This is a genomic window from Dapis purpurea BLCC-M126, assembly GCF_050015975.1.
In the GTDB taxonomy this organism is placed as follows: Bacteria; Cyanobacteriota; Cyanobacteriia; order Cyanobacteriales; family Microcoleaceae; genus Trichodesmium.
Window position 1 is genome coordinate 74,468 of sequence record NZ_JBNHER010000001.1, and the last position, 22,384, is coordinate 96,851.

Genomic DNA, 22,384 nt, shown 5'->3' on the forward strand with positions numbered 1-22,384 from the left:
AATAAAGAAAACAATCAAGACAAATATTTGTCTGAAAAATCTAGGAATATATGTATTGAATACTTCTCTATATACCAAATTTAAATGCCTTTAAGTCTTACTGCTTTTAGATTTTAGCCACTCGTATCCTTTCTTAATACTTATTTTCTCAAAAAAATAGAAATTTAGCAGCTAGTGTAGAGTGAAATTATGATGCATGAGATTTATAGAGGTTGCATTGATTAACCACAATATAAAAACATAGGAGTCGAGAGTCATATTTAAAGGGAGTATATGTTGAATTTTTATAGGGATGGATGAGTTTATTCCCACAGGAACAATTCCTAATTTTGAAAAGTGAAGATTTTTATCCTAATCCAAAAGGTAGTATGCAGAAAGTTTTAAATTTTTTAGATTTGCCAGAATACGAACTGTTGGAGTATAAGAATTATCATGCTGGGAATTATGTACAAATCGACTCATCAATGGGTAGGAGGTTAAGGGATTATTTCGGAGTTCATAACCAAAGATTAGAAGAATATTTAGGGATGAAATTTAATTGGGAGTAATCTCAAAAAAATAGAAATGTTTAAGGTAGTGTTAGGCTAAAATGATGATGGATGAGATTTATATGAGAAACGAAAAAATTTGCTAGAGGTTGCTTTTCTATAGCTAGCAATAACTACAGATAAATTATCCTTATATTGTTTAAATTCTCAGAAAATTTTATTTGAAAAAGTTTAATAGAGGAGGTAGGAGATAAACTGCACAGACATAATAGAATAAATTTTCTGCTCAGTTATACCGAAAGACTTTAGAGGACTAATAAAGAGTAAAAGTTTTGATGGTAGTGCATAGTAATAGTACAGGAAGTGTGAGAAGTGTGGGAGGTGTGGGAAAAAAATATATATTATCACCATTACTATACAGGACTACCAAAGTTTTAAATTTTTGCTTAAACATATCGGCCTCATTCAGTGAGATTTAACTCCTCCTGTATTTTTCCTTCTTTTAAAAAAGAAATATGTATTCAAATTTAACTCCAGAAATGTCAGCTTTTAGTTTATGTCAAGAAGCAGAGTCTTATTTAAAAGCAGAAAAATTAGATGAAGCTTATTTGGCTTGTGAAAAGGCTCTAGAAATATTACCATTTTATCCTTTGGCTTGCAAAAGTATGGGAAATATTTTGCAAGTTATGGGAAAATTAGATGAAGCAATAAATTGGTATGCACAAGCAATTATCCAACAACCAAATTGGGCAGAAGCTTATACAAATATTGGCAGTTTATATGCTAAACAAAAAAATTGGCAGCCAGCTATAGCTTGTTATGAAAAAGCTATAGAATTACAACCAAATTTGGCTGGTACTTATCGTAATTTATCTCGAATTTGCCAACAGTTAGGAGATTTGAGTTTGGCAAAAAAATATTGGCTTAAAGCGCAAAAAATAGAGTCAGAAAAAACAGCTTTAGAAAAGGTAAATCAAGGAAATATTCTATCTGATGAAGGTAAAACAGAAGACGCTATATCTTATTATCGTGAGGCTATAGAATTAAATCCTAGTTTATCGGAAGCCTACTCGAAATTAGCAGAAGTTTTAGTTAGTCAGGGAAAATTAAAGGATGCTATCGATTGTTATCAAAGTTTAATTGAACTCTTACCCAAAAATTGGCTAATTCCCCATAAATTAGGAAAAATTTTCCGAGAAACAGGTAAGTTAAATGACGCAGTAGAGACATTTGAACTTGCTATAGAACTTAATCCAAAATTTCCTTGGTCTCAGAAACATTTAGCAGATATTTTGTATGAACAAGGGAAGTTAAATCGAGCGCTTACTTGTTACCAAAAACTTATGAAAAGTCACCCTAATATTTGGGATACTTACTGTAAAATTGGAGAAATCTTTATCAAGCAAGGGGAAATAAATCAAGCAGTTTTTGTCTACCGTAGAGGTCTCAAAGTAAATCCTAATTTAGCAAGATTTCACTACAAATTGGGGGAAGCACTAAGTAAACAACAAAAATGGTGTGCAGCAATTAAAGCTTATCATCAAGCGATAGAATTAAAAGCAGATAACTATTTATTTCATTTCAAATTAGCAAATGCTTTACAAAATATAGGAAAATTAGATGAGGCTATCATTAGTTATGAAACAGCTATAGAAATTAATTCTAAATCCTGTTGGTTATACGCATCATTAGGACAAGTGTATATTCAACAAAAAAATTGGTCTTATGCTGTCGAATGTTTTAGACAAGCAATACAAATTAAACCAGACTATGATAAAGCTTACCAAAAAATAGCCTATATTTTTGAGCAGCTAGGTGACTACGAAGCAGCAGAAAAATGTAGAAATAAACAGGAGTTACCATATTAAAGAGGAAAATAAATTTGCTGACTAATTTATTAACTAATATGAAAATTGATAGTGGGAGAGAGTTTTGCAGTCAGAGGCAGAGAGAAATCAGAAAAAAATCGTGAATATTCTTTATCTAACTACTGAAAAAATTAATGTAGCAGTATTTTAATAATAAATAATATTGATGTAATCTTTGATCACTTCCTACTCCGCAAAAAGTTGAAAAATTTATTGGTAAAAAATAAACTTTATTATTGAAAAAAAATCAAACATTAGCAGAAAATAATGTCTCAAATATCCTGCATTTTCAAGGAAATAGAAATCGTTCAAGAGATCAAATTGACTAAGAGAAGAAAATTCAGTACTTCAAGCCTCTTTATTGCATGAGGTACTGATAACTGATAACTGATAACTGAAATAATATGTCTAATAATGAAAAAATAGAAACAGTAGCTATTAATTTTAATCAACTAGCAGAAGCTAGTTTAGCCCAAGGAAAATTAGATGAAGCTTATGCCGCTTGTTTAAAAGCATTAAATAGCCAACCAGAATTTGCACCAGCTTGTAAAACTATAGGTGATATTTTTCAAGCAAAAGGTAATTTAGAAGCAGCAATAAGTTACTACAATAAAGCTATAAAAATACTACCAGATTTTGCTGAAGCTCATGCTAACCTTGGTAGTATGTACGCTAAACAACAAAACTGGGAAAAAGCAATTTTTTATTATCAAAAAGCTATCTATATTAAACCAGATTTAGCAGGAGTTTATCGGAATTTAGCCAAAGTCTGGCAGTGCATTGATAAAGAAGAATTAGCCACAGAATATACTTATAAATCACTGGTTTTAGAACCTGAATCAGCTACAGCTAAAGAACACTTGAATTTAGGAAATAAATTGTTAGAATTAGGCCAGATTGAAGCAGCAATTAACTGTTATAAGTATGCCATTAAGCTACAACCAAATTTATCAGAATCATATCAAAAATTAGGATATTTGCTTACTAAAAAGGGGGAATTAGAGTCAGCATTAGTAGTTTTAAATCAGGGAATAAAAATAACTCCTAACAATCCTAAATTTTACTACTTACTAGGAGAGATTTTACAAGAAAAAAAAGAATATGATTTAGCTAATTTTGCCTATAGTCGAGCTATAGAATTGAATCCAGAAAATTATTTATTCCACAAAAAATTAGGAGATGTTTGGCAAAAAAAAGGTGAGCTAGAGAAAGGGATAGTCTGTTACCAAAAAGCTACAGAAATCAACCCTGATTTCTTTTGGGGTTACTATAGTTTAGGCAATATATATACTAAACAACAAAAATGGGATGAAGCAATTTATGCTTACCAAAAAGTAACTATTCTCAATCCAAATTTTTCTGGTGCATACTATAACTTAGCCGATGCTTTTTTGCACAACTCCCAAAAAGACAAAGCTACTATTACTTACTTAGAAGCTGTTAGACTTAGACCAGAACATTCTTGGTTTTCTCATCATTCAGTATTATGGAAACAACTATTAAAAAGTAGGAGTAATGAAGTATTAAATTTATATCAATATGCCACTAAAAAAGATCCAAATAGTATTTTATGTCATCTTAATCTAGGGGAAATTTTTACAGAAAAAGGCAATATAAAAGAAGCCATTACCAGCTATAAAGCAGCCTGTTATAACAAAATACGAGAATTAAATCCTGTCTTTGTTGAAAAGTATTGGGACTTGAATAATGTATCACGTCCTAATTTCATTATTATTGGTTCTCAAAAAAGTGGTACGACTTCTTTAGCAAATTACATTAGTCAACATCCCCAAGTTTTACCATCTATTAAGAAAGAAACTCATTTTTGGTCAGGGGAATTTCATCAAGGAATAGATTGGTATTTGGCTCATTTCCCTCCCATTCCTCAGTCGCAAAATTTTATTACTGGGGAAGCTACTCCTAACTATTTAGTCACTGATAAAGTTCCAGAAAGAATCTATAGTTTACTGCCTAATATTAAATTATTGGTAATCTTAAGAAATCCAGTAGATCGAGCATTTTCTCAATACCATCACTGGCAGAGATTAAACTGGGAATATCGCTCTTTTGAAGTGGCAATTAATCAGGAATTAGAAATACTTAAAAGTACTCCCATGCAACCCCAAGGAGACAGAAAATATTGGAAATTATCAGGAAATTATATAGGGAGAGGTGTTTATATAGAATTCATCCAAAAATGGATGACAGTGTTTCCTAGGGAACAGTTTTTAATTTTGAGAGGAGAAGACCTGTATCAAACACCAGATAATACTATGAAAGAAGTGTTTAATTTTTTAGGTTTGCCAGAATATAAGCTTGCCAAATATAAAAAGTTAAATTCTGGTTCTTATTCACCAATTTCTGATTTGCTCCGTCAAAGATTATCTGAATATTTTCAACCTCATAATCAGAGATTAGAAGAATATTTGGAAATGAAGTTTAATTGGTAAATTTTAAGACGCTGCATAAGGAATAATTGGGTATTATTTATATAAATAAATTACCGAAAAATTAAGGTATAAAGACTCTCCATTTATGGATAAAAAGCAGTCATTTGCGGAGCATTCCGTAGGATGGAATGGCGTTATACCAATTCTCAAAAATTTTGCTATACTTAGAAACTGGCAAAAATAACTTTCCTTCATAACTGAAGTTACCAAATATAAAGTATTTGCTGCAACAAATAAGATTTATAAATAGAAAATCCAAGTATAGCAAAGTTTATGGTAATTGGTATTAGCGGAGCGGCTCTGCAAGAGCGGGTTTCCCGAATAATGCAGAGTTGCTCCGAAGTGTGCCATATCCAATCGACCAAGAAAAGAAAAAAATTCCTTTTAGCCCAATCCTCTTATTTATAAAAAGAGATAATTATTATAGCAGTTTTCATTAACATAGAATACAGAGATTTTTGGTTTAAAGGCGGAAGGCATGCACTTCTGTAGTCTACTTTTGTGAAAACCGCTATAATTGTTAATTATTAATTGCTGAACATACTTTTGAGGTACTAAATTCTAGGTTTTAAAGAACAGCAAAGAGAAAATATAGGTTTACCTCTTGCTGAGTGAGAAACACTATATCATTAGTCATTAACTATTTACTCTTAGGAGTTAGGCAAAATATGTCAGATATAGAGAATCAAGAAACATTAGCATTTAATTTCAAGCAAAAAGCTGAAAGATATTTATCTCAAGGAAAGTTAGATGAAGCCTATGCGAATTGTTCTAAAGCTTTAGAAATTTTACCTAACTCTGGAGAAATTTATAAAATATTGGGTAATATTTCCCAAAGAATGGGGCAGTTTAAATCAGCTAAAAAATCTTACAAACAGGCAATTAAATATAATCCAAATTTAGCAGAGGCTCATGCAAATTTAGGTAGCATAAGTGCCAGGAAAAAGCAATGGAAACGAGCCATAAAATATTATGAAAAAGCTATTAGTCTTCAACCTTATTTTCCTGGTTTTTATCGAAATTTAGCTAAAATATGGCAATGTCTAGGGGAGCATAAGTTAGCAACAGAATGTAGCCATAAAGCACTTAGCTTAGAAACTAAATACGATAGTAAAATCAATAAGAAAGAAATATTTTCAGCTAGTGAAGTAAATCTATTAGCTTCTCAAACAATTAACTGCCAGACCGAGAGAATTTTTCAAAGTAGAAAAGTATATTCACAAACTGCATTTGTAACAGTCATACCAGAAGGAAAAGGTTTTGCTAATGTAGGGGTCATTGCAGTGATGACCCCAGAGAATAAGTTAGTAGCAGAAGTTTCTACAGGAAATACTGAATTAATTAGTTCTCCATCAGAATTACCGACTATCTATAATATAGAAGGAACAGTGGCTTTTTTATCAATAAAATGGGGTAAGAATAATTATTTTCATTGGATGTTTGATATAATCACCAGAATTTATTTATTACGTCTTAGTAACTTAAAAATAGATAAAATTGTAGTTAATGAATGCAATGAAAAATTTCAGCTAGAGACGCTAGAATCTCTTGGTATATCCCAAGATAAAATTATAGAAAGCGAAAATTATCCCTATATAAAAGCTGAACAACTATTAGTTCCTTCCTTCTCTTATTCTGATGGAAAATATCTAAGAATTCCGAAATGGGGATGTGATTTTTTAAGAAATTCCTTTTTGCCAGAAGAAACCAAAGAAAAAATATATCATCAAACAAAAAGGATATATCTTAGTCGGAAACAAGCCTCACGACGAAAAGTAATTAATGAGGAGAAGGTAATTAATTTTTTGGAGAAATTTGGTTTTGAAAGTATTGCTTTAGGATCAATTTCTGTTGCAGAGCAAGCAGTATTATTAGCTAGTGCTAAATTTGTCATTGCGCCCCATGGTGCTGCTTTAACTAACCTTGTATTTTGCAATCCTGGTACTAAAGTTATAGAAATTTTTGCTCCAGACTATTTGGTTAAATATTATTGGATAGTTAGCAATGTATGTGGCTTAGAATATTACTACTTATTAGGGGAGCAGTTTGAAGAAAAGTCTCCTAGTGAACCAGCAAAGAAAAATATTTTTGTTGATTTACAGAAACTATTAAGCTTGATGAAACTGGCAGAAATTATTTAATTATCTGAAATAGTGAAAACTCATTTAATATTGGTTAATAAGATTAATTAAGTACCTAAACAAAATTATTTACCTATTCCAATTCGATCTAATCTTTACAAGGCAATGAATTCAGCTTTGCTAACTGTGTAATTAATATTGTGTACCTGCTTATATGTAAGCATTTAGCATTTAGCACTTAGCTATCAGTTTATTAGCTTATCAAACATATCTACATTTCTTGCCACAGAATTGTATGGTTTGACAATTCAAACTCATATTTCTTATGCTTCAATTCTCTAGTTTAAAATGTAATATAATTTAAAAAGAGGCTTATTTTATTTATTAAAAAGCTGAGAGCTGACTGCTAATAGCTTAATGCTTACAATGATATAATTTTAAATGAGGTGAGCAAGAGTAATGGTAAAGTTAATGGAAAATCCAGAAGTAGCAGCATTAAAATTAAATCAAGAAGCAGAATCTTATCTAACTCAAGGAGATTTTGATAAAGCTTATGCCACTTGTTTACAAGCTTTAGAATTAGTTCCAGATTTTGCCCCAGCTAGCAATACTATAGGGCAAATAATGGAAAAAATAGATGCCTTAGATTCAGCTATTGTTTGGTACAAAAAAGCCATCGAACAACAACCAAATTTAGCTGAAACTCACGCTCACTTAGGAAACATTTATCTCAAACAAAAAAAGTTAGAGTTAGCTATTTTCTCCTACCAAAAAGCCATCGAACAACAACCAAATTTTGCCAGTGCTTACCTTGCTTTAGTAGAAATATACCATCAAATAGAAAAGCCAGAATTAGCAGCTTCTTGTCAATATCAAGCATTTACTTTAAAACCAGAATTGGCAACAGATTTAGAATATTTGAAATTAGCAAAGACGCTATTAACATACAACCAAAAACAAGAAGCGATCGCCTGTTATGAGAGATCGCTTAAATTAAATCCAAACCTATCTCAAGCACATCATAATTTAGGAGAAATTTATAGTCGAGAAGAAAAATGGCAAGCAGCTATATTAAGTTATCAAACAGCTATTCAACTTAACCCAGAATTTTCTTGGTCTCATCACAGCTTAGGTAAAGCTTTTGCCAATATTCAGCAGTGGGAAAAAGCAATTTCTTCTTATAAAGAAGCACTTCAACTAAATCCTCAAGCTGCTGTTACTTATCATTGTCTGGGAGATGCTTTAGTTAACCAAAAACAATTAGATAAAGCTATTTTTGCTTATCAAAAATCCACAGAATTACAACCAGAAACTTGGGTAGTTCATCATAAGTTAGCTAATATTTTCCAAGAAAAAGGAGAGTTAGATGCAGCCATCCTTGCCTACCATGAAGCTATTAAACTGAATCCTGATTTTCTCTGGTCTTACTACAGTTTAGGAGAAACATTTATCAAACTTCAAAGATGGAATGAAGCAGTAGTAGCTTATCTTTATGCCTTTAAAATTAATCAAAATGTACCAAATATCCACGAACAACTCGGATATGCTCTGGAAAAACAATCTCAATCAAATCTAAAAGAAACTATTAACTATTATTCCCAGATTATTCAAAATCATCAACAACAGAAACCTAGCCCCATCAAAGAATTATCAATTCAGCCAGAAACTCCAGAATTTTACTTAAAACTCGGAAATTTACTAGGGCAAAAAAATATATTTAATCCAGCAATAATCATTTATAATATAGGTTTGCACCTCCAGCAAAATCATCCAGAAATTACCAGGCAACTTGCCCAACTAGAAAACAAAAAAAATCAATTAGACCAGGAACTCACTGATTGTCAAAATACTATTAACAAAAATCCCAAAAAATTCATAGCTCACTATAAACTAGGGAATATATTACTTAAACTTCAGAAATTAAATCAAGCTGCCGAAGCTTATTTGAAAGCAATTAAAATCAGACCTGAATATCCCTGGTTTTTCTTCTATTCTAATTTATTAAATTTTCTGATTAAACAAGGAAAAGTACAGCAAGTATTAGAATTTTTTCAAAAAGTTACTCAAGAAAACCCAGAAAGTATTTGGTGTTACGTTAACCTTGGAGAAATTCTTACAGCAACAGGAAAAATAGATGCAGCAATCAAAAATTATCAAACTGCCTCCTACAACAAAACTAGCCAATCTCATCCTATTTTTGTTGAACAAAATTGGGATTTAAAAAATACTAATGGTCCTAACTTTATTATTATTGGTGCTCAAAAAAGTGGTACAACTTCACTAGAAAATTATATTGTTCAACATCCCCAGGTAATACCAGCAATAAAAAAAGAAACACATTTTTGGTATCGAGACTTCGAGAAAGGAATTAATTGGTATCTCGCACATTTTCCTCCCATTCCAAAATCCCAGAATTTTATCACTGGAGAAGCAACCCCTAACTATCTAGAAAACTATCAGAGTGCCGAACGAATATATAATGTATTTCCCGAAGTAAAATTATTAGTAATATTAAGAAACCCTGTGGATAGAGCCTTCTCTCAATACAATCATTGGCTGAGGTTAAATTGGGACGATCGCTCATTTGAAACAGCCATAAATTCAGAGTTAGAAATACTCAGCAAAAATCCAGAAAAACCTCAAGGAGACAAAAATTATTGGCAGCAAACAGGTAACTATATAGGACGTGGTATTTATGTAGAATTTATCAAAAAATGGTTGGCAGTATTTCCCAGAGAGCAAATACTGATTTTAAAAGGAGAAAACCTTTATCAAAAACCTGTAGAGACTATGAAAGAAGTCTTTGAATTTTTAGGATTACCAGAACATCAACTGCCTGAATATAGAAAATTAAACCCTGGGCATTATTCACCAATAAATGATGAGATGCGCCAGAAATTGAGTGAATATTTTCAACCTTATAATCAAAGATTAGAAAAATATTTAGGAATCGAGTTTAACTGGAAATAATACTGAACTTGCCTCAGTTTTTGGGAATAGTTACAATAAAATATAGGTACAATTAGACAATCTCGTAATTTTTACTTAAAGGAGTAGTTGATGACAAGAAAAATTTTAAAAGGAAAAGACGAAAAGATGCTGAATAAAGGTCTAAAAAAAGATATTAAGTGGACTCCTAAAAAATTAACCCTTGCTGGAATAGGTTTATTAGTTCCCTATACAGCAATATTAGTCTATGTTACATCTTTTGGAGTTCCTTTAGGTTTAATAATTGTGCTGATCTTATTTCCTTTGATATTTTTCGGAGGCTTTTCTCTGCTATACTTTTTAACAAAAAATCTGTGATAAGTACCTACCAAATACTTTAGACCTTGCTGAAAAAGTCTTTGCTCGGGCGTAAACAGAGAAAGGTTCTCAACCTGATTATCCATATAATAGTCATAGATTTTCCTTAAAAGTAGGAATATATTGAGACACCTCACCCCTTTTTTGTTGTACAATTTATGCTGTACTTAAATATGACTAAAAGTTTACATCCACATAGGAAAAGGATTTAATTTCTCTTCCGTTAAAGACTCTTTTAACCATCCCATTTTAACAGGAACATCATAGAGTCTTCCTAACCCTAACCGCTTCCACATATGACGCATTCCTGGAACAATTACCTTAGCTACCCTCAACCCAATATCACTACGAGTCTGGTCTAATACTAACAGTTCCATATCATTTTGCTCAACAATTTGCTGACACAATTTAACATCTTCCAGTAAATCGTCACTAGCTAATGGAAAATAATCACTACTTTTTTTAGAAATAACTTCATTATCAGGAACCAAATAAGGTTGATTAATTAAAGTAGCAGTTTCCCACCATTTAAGTGCTAATTCATCACCAGATGAGGGATAATTTGTCGTGCCATCATCTTTCAAAGATAGTACATTAGGTAATATTTGATTCGCCTCAGTTAACGCTCGACTAATAGCTATTGCCGGGTCAAAATGCGCCCCATATCCTAATACAATATCCTCCACTTCTCTATCCTTTCTAGGACTAATAGCTGCAAAACAAGGAATATTCAAATCGCTAGTAATATCCAACACCCATAAATCCCGATTCAGACTTTGATAATATCTTTTTAACTGTTGAAAATAAGGCTGTTCAAAACTGTCTAAATCTACTTGAGGTCTTGACAATTTATTATACCACCATAAAGCCACACAATCCCGTTCTACTAACTCCATAAACCCTTGTAAAATTGCCTCCTCTATGGTATTTCCCGCCGCACATCCATTAGAATCTCCCCAACAATCTAAATCATCAAATTCAGCATACCCATAGTAACAGTAAGCAGTGGGTAAATATTTAAACTCTTGAGCAGTTAAAGACCATACAGGAGTCCAATTAATTACTCTCGTTTCATCAAAAGGTTCTGGTACTTTTTGAAACCACCCTTTACACTCAATATTCCATTCTTTTCGATTTTGATATTGTTGCTCACTAAAAATCATGCACTGATTAGGATGAATAGCTTTATCTGCTAATTCTTGATAACTCCCTTTTTCTCTAATTTCATCCCCTTGAAACACTCCAGAATAACGTTCGATCGCTTCACAAAAACCACTAGCTCTTGATTGACTATCAGTTCTTCCTTTCCCAGAACTTCTTCCTCCCATATTTTGACGCAAGCTATCTAAATCGTCAAAAACATTACGAAAATGATGTCTAGCAACATAAGTATGAAGTAATCCTTGACTCGGAATTTTAGCTAACTCTCGCACCACACCCGTAATCGGACTAATATGATGTTGATACTTTCTCAAAGTTTCTTCAGGAGAACAAAAACGATGCCCGCCATCAGCAGTAAAAGCTTTTTTCCGGTGTCCTAAAACTACTGGTAAAGGTTGTTTTGTAAATGTTTTTCCACAACTAGAACATTGAGGGCGTTTAACCAAAATATGGTTTTGAGTTTCTAGGGTTAGGTGGTCATAAGTAATCAAATTTCCTTCTAATCTAGGATTACTTTTTTGAATAATCCATTTAAAAATTTCTGTGGCAGCTATGGTTAAAGTTGTTTGAATTGTGCCTTGAGAAAAATAGAGGGGAAGCGTTAAAAGTTTTGCCTGTTCTTTATTTCTATTAATAAACTCTTCAATAGGTCGATTATCTCGCCAACGTTGTGCAAAACAATCCCAACATCCTGTTTGATTAGGTTGAAATAAAGGACCTATCCAAGAGATAGTTCCTAATGGTTTGATTAACATCCAAGGAGCTTCAGATGCTAAAGCTTGTCGATTAAATTCAGCTAAATTAGGATGGAGATAATCGTCGGTTAAAATAATCGTTAAATCTCCTTCATCAGCTACTTGAATTTGAAAAGATTTTAAGAGGTTAATCAAATATTTGTCTGTTACTGTACCTAATGTTTTGACTGTAATTTTAGTTGATTGTAATTGTTCGTAAGCTTGGGATTGAGAAATACCGAGATGATGACAAAGAATAGCTAAATCAGCAGGTAATAATTCATTTTTTTCTAATAGGTATCCTTGTTTATTTAGCTGAAAGAGAGCTTCTTGAATTTTTATGGTAAAGTTCAGAACCTCTTGGAATAAATTAGGATTGTCTGGTGTTAAATTTTTCTCTTGGAGAATTTCTAATTGGAGAATATCGATAATCTCATCAACATTTCGTTGACCATCAATTAACTGAATTAAACGATAATAAAGGGGGTCTTGTAAACAGACGGATTCTCTTTCGGATATGAAAAATACTGTATCCGGTTCTAGGGTTTCAACTAAGTAAGCGGGATTAAAATTAGGTTGATTGAGCATATCAGTTATCAGTTATCAGTTATCAGTGTTCAATACTGAAACATTAAGATTGAAATTCGGGATTTTCTTTTTTATCTCCTTCAAAGAGAAGGTTTGAGAATTTATTTCTTGGTCAAATTATTTTGCCAAAATCATTTTATTCTATAGAAGCAATTTAGTATCTTTGCTCACGATTAAATTTTTGAGTTACGAGTCGGGAGTGGAATAGAGGCAATACAGAAAAAAGATTGAAAAATTCTCCCTTACTTCTCTACTTTTAAGATTAGCTATAGCGGTTTTCAGTCTAGTGAGGTACATCAACGATCCCCCTAAATCCCCCTTAAAAAGGGGGATTTAGGGGGGATCTCCAGGGCTGTACCTCACTAACCTGGGAAATGCTATATTGCCTATAGAGCAATCAGAAATTCATTTACTGAAGCACCCAGCGGTGATGGGTGATGAAATTTTCCTTCTATTACCACCAGAGCAATCAGAAATTCATTTACTGAAGCACCCAGCGGTGATGGGTGGTGAAATTTTGCTTCTATTGCTCTATACGCAATAGTCAATTCATTTTATGAAGCTTCCACCAAAGGTGATGAGTAGTAGAATTTTCCTTCTATTACCACCAGAGCAATTATAAATTTATTTTCTTAAGCACCCAGCCAGCAGAAATAAATAATAAACCATTTTAGCTGTGTCGATCTATAGCCCTACGCATTAAGGTGTTTGACATTTCTAAATGCTGAAACCCTTTGACAATTCCCTATTCCCTAGCGCTATACTACAAACATTTTCATTCTATAAAGCTCCCAAAAAAATCCCAAAGGATGTTTGGTTGCATACTCACAAAAATTGTGATATCATAAAATTTAAGTGAAGTTGTTCGTCTATACACATGATTATTTATTCAACCCATAAAGAATTAAGGTACAACCCAATTTAAAATGAAATTAACTCTCAGAATTTTCCATGCTTAAAGGCTACCAAATTATTGATGCAGACTCCCATGTAATTGAGCCTCCCCAGATGTGGGCAAAATACATCGAACCTCAATTCCAAGACTTTGCCCCCTCGCCAGATATGAAAATAAAAGGGGAAGCGATCGCCGAAAAAATCTCCCAACAAGTAGAAAAAGAGGGAAATAGGCAAATGATGGAAGCTCATCCCCATGCTTATTTGAACCACTACGATGTCGAATCCCATGTCCAAGCAATGGTATTGATGGGAGTAGATATTGCCTTTATTTATCCCACTTCCGGACTCTGGTTATTTGCAATCGACACCTTGCCCGCAGAAGTCATCGGCGCTTTTACCCGTGCCTATAATACCTGGCTATATGAGGAATTTTGTAGCTATGACCCCAGTCGGTTAAAAGGAGTCGGTGCCATGAATCTCCATGACCCCCAGGAGATGGTGAAAGAGCTACATCGGATTGTAAATTTTGGCTGGAAGGCAGTTTTTTTACGCCCTAACCCCGTCAAAGGGAGAATTTTAAGCGATTCGGCATACGAACCTTTCTGGAGGGCTTGCGAAGAATTAGATATAGCTGTTGGTCTCCACGAAGCAACCCACGGTCGCTTACCCACTACAGGAGCAGATAGATTTAATAGTCGTTTTGCCCTCCATGCTTGTTCTCACCCCATGGAACAGATGATGGCTATGTTGGCCTTAATTGAAGGGGGAGTCTTAGAGCGTCATCCGAAGTTGCGGGTAGGATTTTTAGAGTCTGGTTGTGGTTGGCTTCCCTATTGGTTATGGCGGTTGGATGAAGAATACAAAAATTTACATTGGGAAGTCAAAGATATGGTAAAGTTGATGCCGTCTGAATATTTTCGCCGTCAATGTTATATCGCGGTCGATCCATCTGAACCTTATCTGACTCAGATTATTGAGTTTATCGGTTCTGATAATTTAATTTTTGGTTCAGATTATCCACACATGGATCATCAGCCAGATATTGTGAAAAATGTTGTAGAGCTTGATAGTAAGTTATCTCAGGAGATAGTGAAAAAAATCGTTTGGGATAATCCTAGAGGTTTCTATGATTTTGAATAATTGAGTTATTCATTAGAGTTGTTGGGAATTAAGCACAAAAAATGGCTAAAACCCTTATCAATAAAGGCTTACAACGTATTTGACTCCGAGATACTTAAACCCTTATATAGCAAGCTTTTGAGCATTTTAAATTTTTATTTCCAAACAACTCTATTATTGGGGAAAAAACAAACTTTATAATTCATCAAGGAGCAATAATTATGTCGAGAAGATTGATTTTGAAGTATGAGAATTATTTGGCAAGTGTAGGAGATTCAAATCGGGATGGTGATTTTACACCAACGACTGGTCAAATAATACGGCGGATGCTTCAACAAGTAAAAGTAATTTCTATATTAATTACATATATATGGAGGTATAATCAGCCAGGTTCTACCGATGAGCAGTTATTGACAGCTCAAAGGTTGCAATACTATTTCCGACATACTGTTCCCGATCCACAATGGGATAAAAATCCAGAAGTAAAAAGACTCTTTCCTGGTGTTACTGAGCCTCCAGTGCTCGAAGATTTAATGGGTGCTGAACTTGGTGAAGGTATTCCAGGTGAAGTATTGAGTACTGTTTTTGCTCATCCCATAAATTATGAATTTCCGATTTTTGAAAAGATAGCTATTGAGCACAAAATGGTATCATTTGAAATTGATACTGGTATATTTAACGGCTGGATCACAGATCCTGACCCAAATTCTCCTCATATGTTGACAGTCGTGATTGCCTTTCCTCCTCGCCCAGCACTTGGTGATGCAACGGTAACAAATACTGAATTAGAAAATTGGATCAATGATCGATCCCTGAATAAATTTATGTCTGATAACCCTTATATTCCTACCTGTAGTTCTTAGTAATAGGACTGACCAAAAATTTTGATGTAACGGCTAAGGGGAACTCCCTTCCTCTATAAATTATTAATTACGGTCTGCTGAAAAAATTGGTAGGTGGGGCTAGGACGCGGGGACACGGAGATGGGTGGAGCTGGCAAATTTTTCAGCCATTTTATGTGCAGAAATTTTCTGCTGAAATTCCAGAAAATTTCCGTATTTTGAAGCCAATAAGCAGCCCATAATTAGCAGAATTACTGAATATAAAAAGCTCAATAGCCTTAGATATCCTAACTTTTAGCTTTATGAGCGCAACCACTAATTATTAGGAGAGGCTTTAAACTGGATTGATAAATTATCCATTATCCATTGGTAATATGATATATAGGGCACAGGAGGCGGGCATCACTTCTGTATAAACTGCTACTCCGGCTGAGAGTTGGAAAATCTCGCCTTCTTGTCCAAACGCAACATTTGGAGTATTTTAAAGTCCCATCCTAGCAAGAAAGGAAGTAAAGTTAAATAAATAAATTTTAAGAATCTCTCATTAACCAAGCACGGTTTTAATGGGAGATTATTTTCTTGATTGACTCTTGCGCTACTAACTAATTGGCAATGAGCAACAGGGAGAATCAAAAGCTGATTATGTAATATAACTAATATATACATACAGCTCTTTGCATCACAATTAAGTACAATAATCGGAACAATAAACTTTGGGCAAATCAGGGATTAATTCTACTTACTAGACTATACTGATTAATGTGCAAAGGGCTGTAGATAGGACTTTAAGCTCCTCTAAAATAACTCCATATCAACTATGAACTATGCCAATAATAATAATTATCAAATTATCGGAAAAATCTATGAAAGTGCTAATTCCTTAGTTTATCAAGGTATTCTCACAGCAGATAGTCAACCTATTATTATTAAAATCCTGAAAGAAAATTATCCTACTCCTTCAGAACTCACCCGTTATAAACAGGAATATGAAATTACTCGTTCTTTGAGTCATGTAGATAGTATTGTTAAAGTTTATGATTTACAGCGATATAAGAATAGTTTGGTAATGCTTTTAGAGGACTTTGGCGGTCAATCTTTAAAGTCTTTATTATCCCAGAGTCAATTAAGTTTAGAAGAATTTCTGACAATTGCTATTAAGATAACTGAAAGTTTAGCAATAATTCATACAAATAATATCATCCACAAAGATATTAATTCTTCTAATATTATCTATAATCCTCAAACAGGTCAACTAAAAATCATCGACTTTGGGATTTCTACCCGCTTATCCCAAGAATTTATGACAGTTATTCCCCCTCATCAACTGGAAGGAACTTTAGCATATATAGCTCCAGAACAAACGGGTAGAATGAACCGAGGAATAGATTATCGGAGTGATTTTTATTCTGTTGGTGTGACTTTTTATGAACTTTTAACTAATAAACTTCCTTTTGAAACAACTGACCCAATAGAGTTAGTTCATTGTCATATTGCACAACAACCTTTACCACCCCATGAACTAAATTATAATATTCCTTTAGCTGTATCTAATATTGTCATCAAATTATTAGCTAAAGCTCCAGAGGAAAGATATCAAAATGCTTTGGGAATTCAAGCTGATTTAGAAACTTGCCTTCATCAATTAAAGTCTCTAGGAAAAATTTCTCAGTTTGCTTTAGGAAGTCAGGATATTGCCGAGAAATTTCATATTCCTCAAAAACTCTATGGTCGAGAACAGGAAGTTGCTCAACTTTTAACTACGTTTGAGAAAGTTACTCAAGGTACAAGGGAAATGATTCTAATTTCTGGTTATTCAGGAATTGGTAAATCTGCTTTAGTTAATGAAATTCATAAACCTATTACACGGCAACGAGGACAATTTATTAGTGGTAAATTTGACCAATTCCAGCGAGATATTCCTTATTCAGCTATTTCTCAAGCTTTTCAAGATTTAATCCGTAAATTACTAAGTGAACCAGAAATAATCCTACAAATTTGGAAAAATAAAATTTTAGAAGCTTTAGGAAATAATGGTCAAATTATTATTGATGTAATTCCTGAAGTTGCAAAAATTATTGGTCAACAACCACCAGTTGAACAGCTAGGTCGAACTGAAAGTCAAAATCGCTTTAATTTATTTTTTCATAGATTTATGGAGGTTTTTTGTCAGAAAGAACATCCTTTAGTTATCTTTATTGATGATTTACAATGGGCAGATTTACCTTCTCTGAATTTAATTGAGCAATTAATGTCAGATTCTGACAACCAATATTTGCTGATGATTGGAGCATATCGAGATAATGAAGTTAGTTCAACCCATCCTTTAGTAAATACCTTAGAGAAAATTAAGCAAGCTAAAGTTTTAGTTAATGAAATTACTCTTTATCCTTTAAAACTTACACACATAAATCACTTAATTGCTGATACTCTAAGTTGCAGTTCAGAGGTTGTAAAACCTTTAGCTGAATTAGTTTCAAAAAAAACTGGTGGTAATCCTTTTTTCCTGACTCAACTTCTCTATTCTTTGTACCAAGAAAATTTAGTAGTATTTCAACCTCCTCAATCTTTTCTTAATGCAGAAGATAATCAAAAATGTTATTGGCAATGGGATATAGATCATATTGAAAGGGTGTCTATTACCGATAATGTAGTTGAATTGATGGTAAGTAAAATTGAAAAATTAGAGCTAAAAACTCAAAATATTCTCAAGTTAGCGGCTTGTATTGGTAACCAATTTAATTTAGAAATTCTGGCGATTATTAATGGAAAATCTCAAACAATTACTGCTCAAGAATTAGAGTATGCTATTCAGGAAGGACTAATAAATCCTCTGGATAATAACTATAAAATTTCTTTACTTTGGGATGCTGAAGAATTATCAAATCAGCTCTCGGAAAATTATTTTGAATTGGCAAAATATATCCCCTACAAATTTTTACATGACCGAGTACAACAAGCTGCCTATTCTCTAATTTCAGAAGCAGAAAAAAAACAAGTGCATCTACAAATAGGTCGTCTGCTACTGAGAAATATTGCAGAATATGAGTTGCAAAATAAGATTTTTGATATTGTCAATCAACTGAATCAAGGGTTAACCTTAATTACCGAACAATTAGAAAGAGATGAATTGGCAAAATTAAATCTTCAAGCAGGTAAAAAAGCCAAAGATTCTACTGCCTATGAACCTGCGCGGATATATTTAGAAACAGCCCTTGAATTACTATCACCGGATAGCTGGAAAACTCAATCTAATTTAACTTTAGAAATTTATACAGAAACTGTAGAAGTTGAATACCTAAATACTCGATTTGATCGAGCTGAAGCTTTATCATCTATTGTGCTTCAAAACACTAAAGAAATTCTCTATACTATTAAAATTTATGAATTAAAAATTCAATCTTATTATGCTCAACTTCAACTACAAGAAGCTATAGATACTGCTCTAGAAATTTTAAGTAAGCTAGGAATTGTTATCTCTTCTGATATTAGTCTAATGCAGGAAAAAGTAGCTCAAGAACAGGAATATATAAAGTCATTATTGAGAGATAAATCTATTGCCGAATTAGCCGAGCTACCAACAATGACTGACCCTGAAAAACTAGCTGCTGTTCGATTATTAATGAGTATAGCTACTTCTGCCATTATTTGTAATCCTCAACTGTATCCTTTAGTAACCTTAACCACTGTTAGTCTTTGTATTAAATATGGAAACTCACCTTTAGCAGCTAGCGCCTATGTCTTTTATGGACTATTTTTATGTGGAGGGATGCAAGATATTGATACTGGATATGAGTATGGAAAATTATCTTTAGGTTTGTTAAATAAGTATGATACTGATGAGGCTAAACCATTTGTTATTCATCATTATTATGGATTTATTCGTCATTGGAAAGAACCTTTTAAAAAAATCAGTCTCAGAGATTTTGAAGATACAATTCAAATTGCAATGGAATTGGGAGACTTGGGTAAGGTTGGTTACAATGTTATCTCTCATTCTCTTCTTTCAATTTTTAGAGGTTGGAATCTAGAAGATATTAAACCAAAGTTTGAGGCTTATAGTAATTTAATTCTCAAATTACAACAAGAATATGAATTTTATTACTATGAAGCTTGTAAAAAAATGGCTTTAAGTTTATTACAAGAACACCGAGATAATAACTATCTGCTATTTAAAAAATCTCAGTCAGAAGAAGAAAATTTAATACAGTCTTGGATTGATGCTGATACACAATGGCTGCTGTTTATTTATTGTCTAAGTAAAACTTTTACCTGCTATTTTTTCAAAGATTATCACATAGGATTAGAGACGGCTTATTTATCTGAAAAATATGGGGAATCTGTTTCTGCTTATCTAATTTATCCCCAGAATATTTTTTACTCTGCATTAACTCTTTTAGCTGCTTATCCTCAAGTCGATAGCGAACAAAAAAAGATTATCCTAGAAAAAGTTGCACAGTATCAAACAAAGATTTTTTCTTTTCAGGAAAATTGTCCTGAGAATTATGGAAATAAATATGATTTAGTGGCAGCAGAAAAAGCACGAGTTTTAGGAGAAAATTGGCAAGCACAAGAATTGTATGAAAAAGCGATTCAAGGTGCAAAAAAACATGAATTTATCCATGAAGAAGCTTTAGCTTATGAACGAGCAGCAGAATTTTATCTCGCCCTTGATAGAGAAGAAATCGGTCAATTGTACTTAAGAAATGCCCATCATTGTTACAGTCGTTGGGGTGCGACAGCTAAAGTCAAACAGTTAGAATCAGAATATCCCCAGTATTTCTTAGGAGTAACCGATAGAAGTCAATCAAAAGGTATTAGTACAACTATTTCTACCACCGGATCTAGTGGAGAAATTCTTGATTTAGCAACAGTTATTAAAGCATCTCAAGCAATTTCTGGTGAAATTAAATTGGAAAATCTCCTGCACAATTTAATGAAAATTCTGATTGAAAATGCCGGGGCACAAACAGGTTTTTTGATTCTCAACCATAAAGGTAGTTGGGTTATAGAAGGTAAAGGAACAATAAATAGCGATGAAGTTACAATATTACAATCAATTCCGATAGAGTTTGTAGATCCTGAAACATCAATTCCGATTTTACCAACTACGATAATCAATTATGTAATCCGCAGTCAAGAAAATATTGTACTCAACGATGCTACCCACCAAGGACAATTTATTGATGACCCTTATATTATTGCCAAACAAAGTAAATCAATTCTCTGTACTCCTTTAATTAATCAAGGTAAATTAAGTGGAATTATTTATTTAGAGAATAATTTAACCACAAGTGCATTTACCTCAAAACGAGTCGAACTTTTAAATATACTTTCTGTTCAAGCTGCTATATCTATTGACAATTCAAGACTTTATGCACAAGTTAGGGAAAACGAAAGTAGGTTGGCTCAATTTTTGAATGCTATGCCAGTTGGCGTGGCAATTCTAGATGCTTCCTGTAGTCCCTACTACCTTAACCAAGTTGGCGAGGAATTATTGGGTAAGGGACTAACATCAAATATCACAGCAGAACAAATACCCTCAATTTATCAACTTTATAAAACAAGCACAGGTGAAATATACCCATCAGAAGACCTGACTTTGATCCGAGTTTTACAAGGCGAAAGTTTAAGCACGGACGATGTTGAAGTTCGCCAAGATAACAAGGTAATTCCTCTGGAAAGTTTTTCTACACCTATTTATGACGAACAAGGAAAAATTACTTATGCCATTTGCGCTTTTCTAGACATTACAGAACGAAAAAAAGCCGAAGCCGATCGCCAACGTTTTACTAATGAACTATTTCAACTTAATAAAGCTTACGAACGTTTTGTTCCTAAGCAGTTTCTTGAATTTTTAGATAAAGAAAGCATTGTTGATGTAGAATTAGGCGACCAAGTACAATTAGAAATGTCAGTTTTATTTTCCGATGTTCGTAATTTTACTACAATGTCGGAAGCAATGACTCCTGATGAGAATTTTCGCTTTATTAATTCTTTTTTATCAAGGATGGAACCGGCAATTTTAGAGAATCAAGGTTTTATTGATAAGTACATCGGCGATGCAATAATGGCTTTATTTTCTGGAGATGCAGATAATGCAGTGAAAGCTGGTATTTCTATGCTCAAGCGACTGAACAAATATAACCAAGAACGTATTAATTCTGGCGAGCCTCCTATTGGTATTGGTGTCGGTATTAATACTGGTCTTCTTATGTTGGGTACTGTCGGTGGCCAAAATCGCATGGATGGTAGTGTGATTAGTGATGCTGTCAACTTGGCTGCTAGGGTGGAAAGTTTGACGAAAAATTATGGGGTGTCGTTGTTAATTACGGAACAGACTTTTTCACGACTGACACAACCAAGTAACTATGCCATTCGCTCTATAGATACAGTAAAAGTCAAGGGTAAATCGCAAAAGGTAACTATTTATGAAGTTTTTGATACCGATATGCCTGAAGTGAAGGAAGGTAAACTCAAAACCCTAGAACAGTTTACACAAGCCATATTCCTTTATAAGTCTGGTCGGTCATTGGAAGCAAGGCAACTGTTTGCAGAATGCTTGAAAGTGAATCCCAGCGATGTAGTTGCTAAAATATACCTCGAACGTTTATTCATTCCTTAACATTCTCCTGAGGTTGTGCAACTGTAACAACGGGAGTACTTGACAGGCTTTAGGCCGGCAGATAGATATTTATAGAACCCCTAAGCGTATCTTTATAAATATGCGCGTTAGCTAGGAGTTAGGAGACAGGAGTTAGGAGACAGGAGACAGGAGACAGGAGACAGGAGTTCAAGAATTAAGAATTAAGAATTTAGAATTACCTCTCATTGAAAATAAGAGGATTGACGA

The 22,384-nt window shown here is 33.3% G+C and carries 11 protein-coding genes; 9 read left to right on the top strand and 2 right to left on the bottom strand.

Features of this window, described 5'->3' with window-relative positions:
* The first annotated feature begins 296 nt into the window (after window positions 1–296).
* From ACP6PL_RS00330 to ACP6PL_RS00355, 6 genes are all read left to right on the top strand, one after another.
* Window positions 297–548, top strand: a complete 252-nt coding sequence (locus ACP6PL_RS00330; RefSeq protein WP_426541359.1) for a hypothetical protein — start codon at window positions 297–299, stop codon at window positions 546–548.
* 455 nt (window positions 549–1,003) lie between these two features.
* Window positions 1,004–2,356: a tetratricopeptide repeat protein gene (locus ACP6PL_RS00335; RefSeq protein ID WP_426541361.1), complete on the top strand. Its 1,353-nt coding sequence runs from the start codon at window positions 1,004–1,006 to the stop codon at window positions 2,354–2,356.
* A 404-nt stretch (window positions 2,357–2,760) separates the two neighbouring features.
* Window positions 2,761–4,806, top strand: coding sequence for a tetratricopeptide repeat-containing sulfotransferase family protein (locus ACP6PL_RS00340; RefSeq protein ID WP_426541363.1), 2,046 nt, complete (start codon window positions 2,761–2,763; stop codon window positions 4,804–4,806).
* 668 nt (window positions 4,807–5,474) lie between these two features.
* Window positions 5,475–6,947: a glycosyltransferase 61 family protein gene (locus ACP6PL_RS00345; protein ID WP_426541365.1), complete on the top strand. Its 1,473-nt coding sequence runs from the start codon at window positions 5,475–5,477 to the stop codon at window positions 6,945–6,947.
* 399 nt (window positions 6,948–7,346) lie between these two features.
* Window positions 7,347–9,857, top strand: coding sequence for a tetratricopeptide repeat-containing sulfotransferase family protein (locus ACP6PL_RS00350; RefSeq protein WP_426541367.1), 2,511 nt, complete (start codon window positions 7,347–7,349; stop codon window positions 9,855–9,857).
* Between the two features lie 90 nt (window positions 9,858–9,947).
* Window positions 9,948–10,193, top strand: coding sequence for a hypothetical protein (locus ACP6PL_RS00355; RefSeq protein ID WP_426541369.1), 246 nt, complete (start codon window positions 9,948–9,950; stop codon window positions 10,191–10,193).
* A 185-nt stretch (window positions 10,194–10,378) separates the two neighbouring features.
* Here ACP6PL_RS00355 and ACP6PL_RS00360 read toward each other — a convergent pair whose 3' ends face one another.
* Window positions 10,379–12,676: a TOMM precursor leader peptide-binding protein gene (locus ACP6PL_RS00360; RefSeq protein WP_426541371.1), complete on the bottom strand. Its 2,298-nt coding sequence runs from the start codon at window positions 12,674–12,676 to the stop codon at window positions 10,379–10,381.
* 386 nt (window positions 12,677–13,062) lie between these two features.
* Window positions 13,063–13,224, bottom strand: coding sequence for a hypothetical protein (locus ACP6PL_RS00365; protein ID WP_426541373.1), 162 nt, complete (start codon window positions 13,222–13,224; stop codon window positions 13,063–13,065).
* A 403-nt stretch (window positions 13,225–13,627) separates the two neighbouring features.
* On the opposite strand from ACP6PL_RS00365, the gene ACP6PL_RS00370 reads away from it, so the two are divergent.
* The 3 genes from ACP6PL_RS00370 to ACP6PL_RS00380 all read left to right on the top strand — a co-directional run bounded on the left by ACP6PL_RS00370 (window position 13,628) and on the right by ACP6PL_RS00380 (window position 22,156).
* Complete coding sequence (locus tag ACP6PL_RS00370; protein WP_426541375.1) at window positions 13,628–14,713, top strand: amidohydrolase family protein; 1,086 nt, start codon at window positions 13,628–13,630, stop codon at window positions 14,711–14,713.
* Window positions 14,714–14,913: 200 nt separating this feature from the next.
* A complete protein-coding gene (locus tag ACP6PL_RS00375; protein ID WP_426541377.1) occupies window positions 14,914–15,555 on the top strand; it encodes a hypothetical protein in 642 nt (213 codons plus the stop codon).
* Window positions 15,556–16,351: 796 nt separating this feature from the next.
* Window positions 16,352–22,156 carry an AAA family ATPase gene (locus ACP6PL_RS00380; protein ID WP_426541379.1) on the top strand — a complete coding sequence of 1,935 codons (5,805 nt, stop codon included), beginning with the start codon at window positions 16,352–16,354 and terminating at the stop codon, window positions 22,154–22,156.
* The last annotated feature ends 228 nt before the right edge of the window (window positions 22,157–22,384 follow it).

What these genes read in the sequence shown, in the direction of transcription:
- ACP6PL_RS00340 (WP_426541363.1), top strand. Translation starts at nt 2,761, where the DNA reads ATGTCTAATAATGAAAAAATAGAAACAGTAGCTATTAATTTTAATCAA.
- ACP6PL_RS00335 (WP_426541361.1), top strand. Translation starts at nt 1,004, where the DNA reads ATGTATTCAAATTTAACTCCAGAAATGTCAGCTTTTAGTTTATGTCAA.
- ACP6PL_RS00345 (WP_426541365.1), top strand. Translation starts at nt 5,475, where the DNA reads ATGTCAGATATAGAGAATCAAGAAACATTAGCATTTAATTTCAAGCAA.
- ACP6PL_RS00330 (WP_426541359.1), top strand. Translation starts at nt 297, where the DNA reads ATGAGTTTATTCCCACAGGAACAATTCCTAATTTTGAAAAGTGAAGAT.
- ACP6PL_RS00370 (WP_426541375.1), top strand. Translation starts at nt 13,628, where the DNA reads ATGCTTAAAGGCTACCAAATTATTGATGCAGACTCCCATGTAATTGAG.
- ACP6PL_RS00380 (WP_426541379.1), top strand. Translation starts at nt 16,352, where the DNA reads ATGAACTATGCCAATAATAATAATTATCAAATTATCGGAAAAATCTAT.
- ACP6PL_RS00375 (WP_426541377.1), top strand. Translation starts at nt 14,914, where the DNA reads ATGTCGAGAAGATTGATTTTGAAGTATGAGAATTATTTGGCAAGTGTA.
- ACP6PL_RS00360 (WP_426541371.1), bottom strand. Translation starts at nt 12,676, where the DNA reads ATGCTCAATCAACCTAATTTTAATCCCGCTTACTTAGTTGAAACCCTA.
- ACP6PL_RS00355 (WP_426541369.1), top strand. Translation starts at nt 9,948, where the DNA reads ATGACAAGAAAAATTTTAAAAGGAAAAGACGAAAAGATGCTGAATAAA.
- ACP6PL_RS00350 (WP_426541367.1), top strand. Translation starts at nt 7,347, where the DNA reads ATGGTAAAGTTAATGGAAAATCCAGAAGTAGCAGCATTAAAATTAAAT.